This window comes from Mycobacterium sp. IDUB_19 (assembly GCF_055419445.1).
Genome location: NZ_JBVAXR010000007.1, coordinates 190,376 through 201,789 on the forward strand (window position 1 = coordinate 190,376; position 11,414 = coordinate 201,789).

Consider the following 11,414-nt stretch of genomic DNA (forward strand, 5'->3'; position numbering starts at 1 on the left):
ACGTGGCCCGAACCCGCGACACCGACGCTTGCCCTGGCGCGCTGCAGGTGCATCAGGCCGCCGACGGCGCGCTGGTCCGCGTGCGACTGCCCGGCGGGATGATCACCGCCGCACAGCTGGCGGCGCTGGCCGCCATGTCCACCGACTTCGGCTCGGGAACCTTGGAGCTGACCATCCGCGGCAATGTGCAACTGCGCGCGATCACCGACGTGACGGCGGTCGCCCAAGGCATCGCCAATGCCGGTCTGCTGCCGTCCGCGACACACGAACGTGTGCGCAACATTGTGGCGTCGCCGCTGTCCGGTCGCTTCGGCGGACGCGCGGACGTGCGGGCCTGGGTGGGTGCACTGGACGCGGCGATCTGCGCCGAGCCCAAACTGGCGAAACTGGGCGGCCGGTTCTGGTTCAGCATCGATGACGGGCGCGCCGACGTGTCCGGACTGGGCTCCGACGTCGGGGTGCACGCCTGCGAAGACGGCTACGCCCTGCTGCTGATGGGGCGAGACACCGGTCTGCGGATGGCGGCCGAAGATGTAGTCACGACACTGGTCGGAGTCGCCGTCCGGTTCACCGAGATACGCGAAAAGGCCTGGCGTATCAGCGAATTAGACGACCTGGACAGCCTGTTGCCCGGCGCTGATTTGACCGCCGCCCCCTTTGCGCCGGTCACCAAAACGCCCGCGGGTTGGATAACGCAAGACGACGGGCGCGTCGCGTTGGGCGCCGCGGTGCCGCTGGGTGTGCTGCCCGCGCAAGTCGCGCAGTACCTCGCCGTGATCGAGGCCCCGATGGTGATCACGCCGTGGCGGTCGGTGCTGGTGTGCGACCTCGACGAGGGTGTCGCCGATGCCGCGCTGCGGGTGCTGGCGCCGTTGGGCTTGGTGTTCGACGAGAACTCCCCCTGGCTGGACGTCAGCGCATGCACGGGAAGCCCAGGCTGCGCACGCTCGGCCGCCGACGTGCGGGCGGACGCGGCGGACTCGGTCGGGACGGAGTCCGCGGGGCATCGCCACTTCGTCGGCTGCGAACGCGCCTGCGGCAGCCCGCCGACGGGTCAGGTGCTGGTCGCCACCGGCGACGGATACCGGCTGCTCCGGCCGTAGGGTGAGCACGTGCTCGACTACATCCGCGATGCGGCGGAGATCTATCGCCAGTCGTTCGCGACCATCCGCGCCGAAGCCGACTTGGCACGATTCCCCGCCGACATAGCGCAGGTCGTGGTCCGGTTGATCCACACCTGCGGGCAGGTTGACGTCGCCGAGCACGTCGCCTTCACCGCGTCCGTGGTGGCGCGGACGCGCGCCGCGCTGCGAAATGGCGCTCCCGTGCTGTGCGATTCGTCGATGGTGGCCGCCGGGATCACTCAGGCGCGGCTGCCCGCCGGCAACGAGGTCGTGTCGTTGGTGGCCGACCCACGCGCACCCGAGCTGGCCGCGCGACGGCACACCACCCGCTCGGCGGCGGGCGTGGAACTGTGGGCTGACCGGCTCGACGGCGCCGTGCTGGCGATCGGCAATGCGCCCACTGCCCTGTTCCGGCTGCTCGAACTGATCGACGAGGGTGCCGCGGCGCCGGTGGCGGTGCTGGGCGGACCGGTGGGATTCGTCGGCTCGGCGCAGTCCAAGCAGGAGCTGATCGACAACCCGCGCGGAATGTCGTATCTGGTGGTGCGGGGCCGCCGCGGCGGCAGTGCGATGGCGGCCGCTGCCGTCAACGCGATCGCGAGCGGCGCCGAATGACGGCCCCCCTAAACCAGCGAGGCACGCTGTGGGGAGTCGGCCTGGGGCCCGGCGATCCGGAGTTGGTCACCGTGAAGGCCGCCCGGGTGATCGGCGAGGCTGACGTGGTCGCCTACCACAGCGCCCGGCACGGCCGCAGTATCGCGCGGGGCATCGCCGAACCGTATCTGCGGCCCGGCCAGATCGAGGAGCACCTCGTGTACCCGGTGACCACCGAGGTGACCGATCATCCCGGCGGCTACGCCGGTGCGATCGAGGACTTCTATGTCGAAGCCACCCAGCGCATCGCCGCGCATCTGGACGCGGGACGCAATGTGGCGCTGCTGGCCGAGGGCGACCCGCTGTTCTACAGCTCCTACATGCATCTGCACACCCGGCTGACGGAGCGGTTCGACGCCGTCATCGTCCCGGGCGTGACGTCGGTGAGCGCGGCCTCGGCCGCAGTCGCGACGCCGCTGGTGGCCGGCGACGAAGTGCTGTCGGTGTTGCCGGGCACCCTGCCCGTCGCCGAGCTGGCTCGTCGGCTGGCCGACGCGGACGCCGCCGTGATACTCAAACTCGGCCGTTCGTATCACGCTGTGCGGGAAGCTCTTTCGGCTTCCGGGCGGCTCGACGAAGCGTTCTACGTGGAGCGGGCCAGCACTGCGGCGCAACGGATATCGCCGGCCGCGGACGTCGACGAGGCCAGCGTGCCGTACTTCTCACTGGCCATGCTGCCGGGCGGACGGCGGTTCGAACGCCCGCCTGTCGGGTCCGTCGCCGTAGTGGGTCTGGGCCCCGGCGGCAACGACTGGATGACACCGCAGAGCCGACGCGAGCTGGCCGTCGCGACCGACCTGATCGGTTACGGCAACTACCTGGATCGCGTCCCGGTTCGCGACGGCCAGCAGCGTCATCCCAGCGACAACACCGACGAACCCGCACGGGCGCAGCTGGCCTGCGCGCTGGCCGAGCAGGGCCGCGCCGTGGCGGTGGTGTCGTCGGGCGATCCGGGAGTCTTCGCGATGGCCACCGCCGTCCTCGAAGAGGCCAAACAGTGGCCGGGAGTGCAGATCCGGGTGATCCCGGCAATGACCGCCGCGCAGGCCGTCGCCAGCCGGGTCGGCGCTCCGCTGGGCCACGACTACGCGGTGATTTCGTTGTCGGACCGGCTCAAGCCGTGGGACGTGATCGAGACACGCCTGGCCGCCGCGGCGGCCGCCGATTTGGTGCTCGCCATCTACAACCCAGCATCCAAGACGCGGACCTGGCAGGTCGGCGCCATGCGCGACATCTTGCTCACCCATCGCGAACCCGGAACACCCGTGGTGATCGGCCGCAACGTGTCCGGGCCCGACGAGGACGTCCGCGTGGTGCGGTTGGCCGACCTGGACCCCGCCGACGTCGACATGCGCTGCCTGCTCATCATCGGGTCGTCTCAAACCCAGTGGTACTCAGACGATTCCGGCGACAGGGTGTTCACTCCCCGGCACTATCCGACCTGAGCCACGGCCTTACTTGTCGGGGCCCCAGCTGCTCGGCAGCATCGGCACTGCCGGGCCTTCGCTCAACCCGTCACCGGCCAGCGCCGCCAGACCGGATGCGTGACCCACACCGGATTTCGCTGCGGCCCCGGCAAATCCGAACGGTCCCGCAGCCTCGTGTGATTCTCCGACCGAACTGATGGACTCGTCGGCGGGCCCGGGAACCGGGTCCTCGAGGTCCATGTATTCGTAGCGGTAGGCCTTGTCCTTGACGGTTGCCCCGCGACGCCGGCGAGCCTTCAATCGCTGCTTGGCTGATGCCGCCGCAACGGCGGCCGGCGCGTCAGCGTCGTCGGGCGCCGGCTCCTCGGACTTGCGGCGTGCGCGATTGCTCGCGCTGCCCCGCGCTGACAGTCCCGACAGACCGACTGCGTAGAGCGCATCGGACAGACCCGCGCCGAGTCCGGTCGTACTGGTCGGGCCGAAGCCAACCCCGGGGCCGCCACCGACCGGCGGGGCGCCGCTTGCGGGCGCGGCACTCACCGTTGTGGGGGCGGGCGCGGGTGCGCTGGCACTCGAGGAGGTCGGCACATTGCCGAATCCCGCTGGGGCGGGCGCGGTGGGCATCGGCGCGGGTGCCATTGCCGGCAACGGCGGGTGGATCGCCAGGGGAACCGCGGTGCCAACGGCGATCGCCGCCGCGCCCGCTGCTGCCCCGGCGGCACCTGCCGCGGCAACGACCATCATGGCCGGGATGGCGACGACGGCCAGCTGAATCGCGACCTGGATGAACGGCCAGAAGATCATCAGGGTGTGGAAGATGGCCCAGCCCATGGCGCTGGCGAGAGTGGGCGAGAGTCCCAGCTGCGTGAAAAATGAAGCGAGGCTGTTGACCCAGGGCACCGGCGGGAAGGGCCAGCCACCGGGGTTGAGATCCTTGGACACCGGCCACGCAAAACTGGTCGTGTACTGCCGGATCCACGCCTCGAGCTGGTCCATCCAGGACGGATACTGCTGCGCCGTGGTGGTGGCTTGCTGCTGGGCGGTCGTCGTATCCGCCGCCGCCATCATGATCTGCGGCGCAGGCGTGGACGGCGGAACCGCGGCGAGCGCGGATTCACTGACAGCCTCATATGCGCTCATCGTCGTGGCGGCTTGCACCCACATGCGGGCGTAGTCGGCCTCGTTGACGGCGATCGGGACGGTGTTGATACCGAAGAAGTTGGTCCCGACCAGGACGCCATGAATCGCGTGATTCGCCGCGAGTTCGCCCAGCGCGGGCATCGCGGCCAGCGCGGCCGTGTAGGCGCCGGCGGCCGTCTCGTGCAGTGCGGCCGCGGCCGTGCTGTCGGCGGAGCTGGCCAGCAGCCAGCTCAAATATGGGGCGTGGGCTGCCACGTACTGCTCTGCGCTGGGGCCCTGCCAATCGCCGGCCTGGACCGCGCCCAGCAACCCGGTGAGTTCATCTGCAGCGTCGGCGTATTCAGTGCTCAACGCCGACCACGCGCCCGCAGCCGCCATCAGCGGCCCGGGGCCAGGCCCGCTACTCAGCAGAGTCGAATGCACCTCTGGTGGAAACGCGAGCCAGATCGGGGCGGTCATTGAAGCGGGCCTTCCGGGAAGAACGGCGACACGAATACCTCTTCGGTGGGCCTGGTGACGGTGTGGGCTGGCGATGCTTGTCACTAGTGGTCGTTGCGCTGCGCGGTTTAGTTCCCACCGGGTTTCTTGCCCAGGTCTTTGCACGCCGCGCACGCATGCGCAACGATGCAGGGATGCGGTGTGACGTTGCGCGTGAGGCACTTTCCGCCAGATTGGATGGCGAGCGCCCAGAAGTGCTCGCGCAGCAGGTCGATGCCCACCTGGAGACGTGCCGCGGTTGCCGCACCTGGCTGATCGGCGCGGCCGCGCAGACTCGGCGGCTTTCCTCGATTGAGCCCGGCGATGCACCGGACCTGGTCGCCCAAATCATGGCGAGTATCGACGAGGACCCCACAGCGCATCAGGGTTGGATGCGCGCGGTACGGGCGCGCTACGCGCGGTGGGGACTCATCGCCGTGGGTGCATTCCAGGTGGCGATCGCGGCTGCCCAAATCGGCGGCGTGAATTTCGGTATGGTGTCGCACCACATGCACGGGGCGATGTCCGGCGAACACTTACTGCACGAGTCCACCGCCTGGTCGCTCGCGTTGGGAGCGGCCATGATCGCGGCCGGCATCTGGCCGGTGATGGCGACCGGTGTCGCCGCGATAGCCGGTGCGTATTCGCTTGGCCTGATGGGTTATGTCGCCGCCGACGCGCTCGACGGACAGGTGACCGCGACACGCGTCGCCAGTCACGTGCCCGTGCTGCTGGGCTTGGTGTTCTCGGTGTTGGTCGCGCGCGAACGCTCGGGTGGACGCGGGCGCCGGGAGTCCGATTTCGACGCGTTCGATGCCGAGATACCCGCCAGGCATTCGGGGTCTTTCGGCGCTCGTCGACGCGGCCATCTGCGGCCGATCAACCGGTCGTCCTCGGACCCCGTCGCAAACTCTACGACGACCGGTCGTAGACTCGTCGAGCCCGCGCAACTAAGGTGGTTGGCCATGACCGCGTCAAGCGACGACCAGGCCGTTACCGATTTGGCCTTGGCAGCGGCACGCGGGAATGAGCGAGCTCTCGAGGCTTTCATCAAGGCCACTCAGCAAGACGTGTGGCGGTTCGTCACTTACCTGTCGGACGCGGGCAGCGCTGACGATCTGACCCAGGAAACCTTCCTGCGGGCAATCGGAGCAATCGAGCGGTTCTCCGGACGCTCCAGCGCCCGCACCTGGCTGCTGTCCATCGCGCGGCGCGTCGTCGTCGATCACATTCGCCACGCCCAGTCCCGGCCGCGCACCGCCCCGGGCGCGGATCCCGAGCAGGTGCGCAACGGCGACCGGCACGCGCGTGGATTCGAGGACCTCGTCGAGGTGACGACGATGATCGCCAACCTCATCCCCGAACAACGCGAAGCCTTGTTGCTGACCCAGCTGCTCGGGCTGCCCTATGCCGACGCCGCTCTGGTATGCGGCTGCCCGGTGGGCACCATCCGGTCCCGCGTCGCCCGGGCTCGGGATGCACTGCTGGCCGATCCGGAACGCGACGACCTGACCGGTTAGCCCAGTCCGGCAACCCAATCCGCGGCCTCACCGACGGTGCCGACCGCGTTAACCCCGTCCGGCAGCCGCGGACGGGCCACCATCACCACCGGAATACCCAGCGCCGCAGCGGCATCCAGCTTCGCCCGGGTCATGTCGCCGCCGCTGTTCTTGGTCACCAAGGCGTCGATCCGGTGCTCGCGCAGCAGCGTGAGTTCGCCGTCGTAGTGATACGGACCCCGGGACAACAGCACCTGGTGATGGCGCGGCAACGACGCGGCGTCCGGGTCGGTGACCGCGCGAATCAAGAACCACGCATCGCTGCTGGCGAAAGCGCTGACTCCCGAACGGCCGGTGGTGAGAAATACCCGCGAATAGCATTGCTGAACAACGACTTCCGCAGCCTCTTTGTCGGATGTAACGACTATTGCGGAACCGGGGTCCCAGGCCGGGCGGGCCAGCACCAGGTGTGATAGGCGCAGTTCGTCGCACACCTGGGCGGCGTGCGCGGTCATGGTTGCCGCGAACGGATGAGTCGCGTCGACGACCGCGTCGATGCTTTGTTCTTGCAGCCAGCTCCGCAGCCCGTCCACGCCGCCGAACCCACCGATGCGCACCGGGCCGACTGGCAGCGCCGGGTCCGGCACCCGGCCGGCCAGTGAGCTGATGACGTCGATGTTGGGGTGCAAAGCTTTCGCAAGTGCCCGCCCCTCGGCGGTGCCACCGAGCAGCAGCACCCGCATCAGTGTCGGCTCCCCCGGGTCCGCCCGGTCGAGTACAGGTAGCTGTCGGTGAAACCCTCGGCGGCCAGCACGTCACCCACGACGATGACCGCGGTCTTGGTGATATTCGCCTGGTGCATCTGGTCCGCGATGCCGGCCAGCGTGCCGCGCAGCACCGTCTGCTGCGGCCAGCTCGCGAAAGCCACCACCGCGCAAGGCGTTTCGGGCCGGTAGCCGTTGTCCAGCAGCTGCGGGACGATGGCGTCTATCTGGGCGGCGGCCAGATACAGCACCAGGGTGCCGCCGGATCGTGCCAGGGTTGGCAGGTCTTCCCCGGGCGGCATGGGCGTCGAGAGCGTCGATACCCGGGTCAGCGTCACGGTCTGCGCCACCCCGGGGACGGTCAGCTCTCGGTTCAGGGCGGCGGCGGCCGCGGCGAATGCCGGCACACCAGGCACGATTTCGTAGCCCACCCCCAGCGCCTCGAGTCGCCGACACTGCTCGGCCAGCGCGCTGTACAGAGACGGGTCACCGGAGTGCAGCCGGGCGACGTCATGGCCGGCGGCATCGGCGTCGGCGAGTTCGGCGACGATCTGCTCGAGCGTCAACGGGCCGGTGTCAACGATTTTCGCGCCGGGCGGGCAGAGTGCCAGGAGGTCGTCGGGCATGATCGAACCCGCGTAGAGACATGTTTCGCATCGTTCGAGCAGGCGTTGGCCGCGGACGGTGATCAGGTCGGCGGCGCCCGGGCCGGCGCCGATGAAGTACACCGTCACGTCGTCACCGCCCACTGGGTGATCGGGTATTGCGGGCGCCAGCCGGTGAAGGCACCCACCGGGGCGCCCTGGTAGAGCTGAAAGCGTCGCAGCTCTCCGCCGAGACGCGAATATGCCTGTATCAGAAGCGCTTCCGATTCGACCGTGACGGCGTTGGCGACCAGGCGCCCTCCGGCGGGCAGGTTGTCGAGGCAAGCGTTGAGCAGACCGGGACAGGTCAGGCCGCCGCCGATGAAGATGGCGTCAGGCGTTGGGGCGCCGGCGAATTGGTCGGGCGCTTCACCACGGACGTCGATGCTGACACCGAAGGCTGCGGCATTGAATTCGACGTTGCGGCGGCGCTGGTCGTCTTGTTCGAAGGCCACGGCGGTGCAGCCGGGCCAACTGCGGCACCATTCCACGGCGATGCTGCCCGAGCCCGCGCCGACATCCCACAACCGCTCCCCGGGCCGTGGCGCCAGTGCCGCCAGAGTCACCGCCCGGATGCCGTGCTTGGTGATCTGTCCGTCGTGGGCGAAAACGTCGTCCGGCAAGGGTGCGACGCGCTCGTCGGGCAGGTAGCGAACGGCGATCACGTTGAGGTCGTCGATGTCGTCGTCGGCCCACTGGCGTGCGGTGCCGTCGCGGCGGCGTTCGGCCGGGCCGCCGAGTTGTTCGAGCACGCTGAACTCGGAATCACCCCGGCCGTGCGCGCTGAGCAGCTCGGCCAAGGCGTTCGGCGTGGACCGGTTCTGCGACAGCACGACCGCTTGGCCGCCGCGGCGCACCGCGGTGCTCGGCGGTGCGGTGACCAGACTGATCACCTCGGTGTCGTGCACGTTCCAGCCCATCCGGGCGCACGCCAGCGTTATCGCCGATACATGGGGCAGCACTTTGACTTTGTCCGCGCCGTAGAGACGGATCAGGGTGCCGCCGATGCCGTGCATGAGCGGGTCGCCGCTGGCGACGATGTGGATGTCGTCGGGGGCGTCGGCGGGCAGTGCTTGGACGGCCGGCATCATCGGTGACGGCCACTCGTTACGCTGGGCGGTCACCGTGTCGTCGAGCAAGCCAAGTTGTCGCGATGCGCCGTAAATGACTGTGGCCATTTGCAATTCATTGCGCGATGCCGTCGACAGGCCGGCCATGCCGTCGGCGCCGATACCGACCACGACGATCATCGCGGCATCCTGCGCCAGACGAACTGCGGAAGCAGCCGCATGACGAATGCTGCGGGCCCCAACGCCCACGGGATCCACACCGTGCGTCGGCCCTTCGCCAAAGCACGCGCGGTCGCGGCGGCGACCTGCTGCGGGGTACTGGACAGCGGCGCCGGCGTCATGCCCTCTGTCATACGCCCGATGACGAATCCGGGACGCGAAATGAGTAACCGCACGCCGGTGCCGTGCAGCGCGTCGGCCAGGCCGCTGGCGAAGCCGTCCAGCCCGGCCTTCGCCGAACCGTAGACGTAGTTGGCGCGACGCACGCGCACGCCGGCAATCGAGGAGAACACCACCAGCGATCCCCCGCCGGCCGTGCGCATGGCGGTGGCCAGGTGGGTGAGCATGTTGACCTGGGCGACGTAGTCGGTGTGCACGACGGCCACCGCGTGGGCGGCGTCGGCCTCGGCGCGGGCCTGGTCCCCGAGGATCCCGAAGGCGAGCACCGCGGTGCCGAGGGGCCCGTGCTCGGCGATGATCGAGGCGACCAGCGCGCCGTGCGAGGCCAGGTCGTCGGCGTCGAACTCCCTCGTGTAGACCGCCGTCGCGCCGGCCGCTTCTACGGCGGCGACCTGCTCGCCGAGCTGATCGGCCCTGCGCGCGGCCAGCACCACCGTCGCCCCGGGCGCCAGCAGCCGCGCGAGTTCAATGCCGATCTCGCTGCGGCCACCGAGAATTAGAACTGGACCTGCGCCCGTGTCGTCCACGGCTGCGATTATTACCTGCGCTAGCGTGGGCGGTGATGGCGAACACCACGACGCGGCTCACCAACGACGCTTTGGCGTTTCTGTCCGAACGTCATTTGGCGATGCTGACCACCCTTCGTGCGGACAACTCGCCGCATGTCGTGGCCGTCGGTTTCACCTTCGACCCGGTGACCCATATCGCGCGGGTGATCACCTCCGGGGGCTCGCAGAAGGCCGTCAATGCCGACCGGGCCGGGATGGCTGTGCTCAGCCAGGTCGACGGTGCGCGCTGGCTGTCGCTTGAGGGCCGCTCCAAGGTGAACAACGACGTCGATGCCGTGCGCGACGCGGAGCTGCGGTATGCGCAGCGCTACCGCACCCCGCGGCCCAACCCCCGACGCGTGGTCATCGAAGTTCAAATCGAGCGTGTGCTCGGGTCCTCGGATCTGCTCGACCGCGGCGAGTAGCTTTCGACCCGCCCGCCCGGGGCGCTCGTTGCTGGCAGTGAATTGACCGGCTACCAATACCGTGATTAGCCTCGCCATCAGCGCGGCATGAAATCCTCAACGGTTTGCGGGGTTTGGGACAGCCAGAAGCAGAACGGGCTCGCATGTCGCTTTGTAGGGCGGAACAAACGGCGGATGGGGTGGCGATGTTCGTTGACACCGGCGGTGCCCATCCTGCGAAACTGCGAGCATCACGATGCAGCTCACCTACGTAAGCGTCCCGCATCTGATCGCCGTGGCTGGCGGCAACCCCTGGGCGATCAACAACAGCTTGCAAGTCGGCCGCCCGGCGCAGATTTCCGAATTGGCAGACGCTTTTCGTGCTGCAGGCAGGTGCACGACGGAGTCCAGCGATGCATTCGATGAGGCCCGTCGTCGCTTTGAGGCGTCGTGGAATCGCGACAACGGCGACAACCCGATCAACGACTCCGCCGAAGTGCAGCGCGTGGCCAAATCGCTCGGCTCGCAGTCCTTACAGTTGCCCAAAATCGGAGTGGAGTTGGAGCGCATCGCCGCCGCGCTGGCCGGAGTGCAGCGAAGCGGCACAGTGTTGATCTCGAATTTGGAGACTCAACTGGAAGTCATAGATAGCCAGGCCGGTGTTGCCCTCGCGCGGGAAAACAACGACTACGTCACTGCCCTCGAAGATCAAGCAATCGCCGACACTGAGGCAGCTCTGGGTCAACTTCGGTCAATACGTAGTCAGTACTCTGACTGCCTGCAGAGGTCGCTGAACACACTTCGCACCGAAGGCTACGACGCAACCGCTATTCAGGCGATAGACGCGCCGGGATCCGGTTCGGACGGCGGAGCCCAAGCAAATCGAAGGCAGAACCAAATCGATGCTTTCACAAGGGTTTTCGGTCGACCACCAAGCTCCGCAGCTGATTGGGAAACGGCTGCAGCGCTCGATCCGCATAGCTACGAACCCAAGAACGGTGGCCAGCCGCCCAACATAGTCGTGGGACGGATTAAACCTGTACCAGGGCAAGGGGTTGTGCGAACAAATATGTTCATTCCAGGCCGCGCAGTATGGGACCCCCAGGTTGATTGGCCGCCGATCCATGACAACCTCGGCGATAACCGGGGTTTCTCGCCCACGGCCGGTCCTGAGGACTCGCGGGTGTCGATTTATGTCGACTACGAGAACGGCATCATCGTTGCCCGCCAAAACCCATCAGTCGACGAGAAGACCGGCCAGATT

General features: G+C 68.2%; 11 protein-coding genes and 1 pseudogene. 7 read left to right on the forward strand and 5 right to left on the reverse strand.

Annotated features, from left to right (window positions below; translation table 11 throughout):
- The first annotated feature begins 2 nt into the window (after positions 1-2).
- The 3 genes from cobG to ACZY0B_RS08925 are packed head-to-tail and all read left to right on the forward strand — an operon-like array spanning position 3 to position 3,223.
- Positions 3-1,103: a precorrin-3B synthase gene (gene cobG, locus ACZY0B_RS08915; RefSeq protein WP_463763721.1), complete on the forward strand. Its 1,101-nt coding sequence runs from the start codon at positions 3-5 to the stop codon at positions 1,101-1,103.
- Positions 1,104-1,112: 9 nt separating this feature from the next.
- The gene (locus ACZY0B_RS08920; RefSeq protein WP_463763722.1) at positions 1,113-1,739 is read left to right on the forward strand and encodes a precorrin-8X methylmutase; all 627 of its coding nucleotides are present in this window, start codon (positions 1,113-1,115) and stop codon (positions 1,737-1,739) included.
- The gene (locus tag ACZY0B_RS08925) at positions 1,736-3,223 is read left to right on the forward strand and encodes a precorrin-2 C(20)-methyltransferase (protein ID WP_463763723.1); all 1,488 of its coding nucleotides are present in this window, start codon (positions 1,736-1,738) and stop codon (positions 3,221-3,223) included. The genes ACZY0B_RS08920 and ACZY0B_RS08925 overlap by 4 nt, the downstream gene beginning before the upstream one ends.
- Before the next feature lie 9 nt (positions 3,224-3,232).
- On the opposite strand, the gene ACZY0B_RS08930 is transcribed toward ACZY0B_RS08925, so the two are convergent.
- Positions 3,233-4,804 carry a PPE domain-containing protein gene (locus ACZY0B_RS08930; RefSeq protein WP_463763724.1) on the reverse strand — a complete coding sequence of 524 codons (1,572 nt, stop codon included), beginning with the start codon at positions 4,802-4,804 and terminating at the stop codon, positions 3,233-3,235.
- 173 nt (positions 4,805-4,977) lie between these two features.
- Between ACZY0B_RS08930 and ACZY0B_RS08935 the strand changes: the two are divergent.
- A pseudogene (locus ACZY0B_RS08935) lies at positions 4,978-5,646 on the forward strand (DUF2275 domain-containing protein); the annotation flags it as partial.
- 141 nt (positions 5,647-5,787) lie between these two features.
- Positions 5,788-6,342, forward strand: a complete 555-nt coding sequence (gene sigC, locus ACZY0B_RS08940; RefSeq protein WP_463763743.1) for an RNA polymerase sigma factor SigC — start codon at positions 5,788-5,790, stop codon at positions 6,340-6,342.
- Here the strand turns inward: sigC and ACZY0B_RS08945 are convergent.
- The 4 genes from ACZY0B_RS08945 to ACZY0B_RS08960 are packed head-to-tail and all read right to left on the reverse strand — an operon-like array spanning position 6,339 to position 9,725.
- On the reverse strand, positions 6,339-7,067 hold the full coding sequence (locus ACZY0B_RS08945) for a cobalt-precorrin-6A reductase (protein WP_463763744.1): 729 nt from the start codon (positions 7,065-7,067) through the stop codon (positions 6,339-6,341). The two genes, sigC and ACZY0B_RS08945, sit on opposite strands and share 4 nt — an antisense overlap.
- Positions 7,064-7,819, reverse strand: a complete 756-nt coding sequence (gene cobM, locus ACZY0B_RS08950; protein ID WP_463763745.1) for a precorrin-4 C(11)-methyltransferase — start codon at positions 7,817-7,819, stop codon at positions 7,064-7,066. Before cobM ends, ACZY0B_RS08945 begins: the two co-directional genes overlap by 4 nt.
- On the reverse strand, positions 7,816-8,979 hold the full coding sequence (gene cbiE / locus ACZY0B_RS08955) for a precorrin-6y C5,15-methyltransferase (decarboxylating) subunit CbiE (RefSeq protein WP_463763725.1): 1,164 nt from the start codon (positions 8,977-8,979) through the stop codon (positions 7,816-7,818). The genes cobM and cbiE overlap by 4 nt, the downstream gene beginning before the upstream one ends.
- On the reverse strand, positions 8,976-9,725 hold the full coding sequence (locus ACZY0B_RS08960; protein ID WP_463763726.1) for an SDR family NAD(P)-dependent oxidoreductase: 750 nt from the start codon (positions 9,723-9,725) through the stop codon (positions 8,976-8,978). Before ACZY0B_RS08960 ends, cbiE begins: the two co-directional genes overlap by 4 nt.
- Before the next feature lie 35 nt (positions 9,726-9,760).
- Between ACZY0B_RS08960 and ACZY0B_RS08965 the strand changes: the two genes are divergently transcribed.
- Positions 9,761-10,171, forward strand: a complete 411-nt coding sequence (locus ACZY0B_RS08965) for a F420-dependent biliverdin reductase (protein ID WP_463763727.1) — start codon at positions 9,761-9,763, stop codon at positions 10,169-10,171.
- Between the two features lie 235 nt (positions 10,172-10,406).
- A partial coding sequence (locus ACZY0B_RS08970) for a putative alpha/beta hydrolase (RefSeq protein WP_463763728.1) occupies positions 10,407-11,414 on the forward strand: 1,008 nt, incomplete at its 3' end.

What these genes read in the sequence shown, in the direction of transcription:
- ACZY0B_RS08925 (WP_463763723.1), top strand. Translation starts at nt 1,736, where the DNA reads ATGACGGCCCCCCTAAACCAGCGAGGCACGCTGTGGGGAGTCGGCCTG.
- cbiE (WP_463763725.1), bottom strand. Translation starts at nt 8,979, where the DNA reads ATGATCGTCGTGGTCGGTATCGGCGCCGACGGCATGGCCGGCCTGTCG.
- ACZY0B_RS08965 (WP_463763727.1), top strand. Translation starts at nt 9,761, where the DNA reads ATGGCGAACACCACGACGCGGCTCACCAACGACGCTTTGGCGTTTCTG.
- ACZY0B_RS08930 (WP_463763724.1), bottom strand. Translation starts at nt 4,804, where the DNA reads ATGACCGCCCCGATCTGGCTCGCGTTTCCACCAGAGGTGCATTCGACT.
- sigC (WP_463763743.1), top strand. Translation starts at nt 5,788, where the DNA reads ATGACCGCGTCAAGCGACGACCAGGCCGTTACCGATTTGGCCTTGGCA.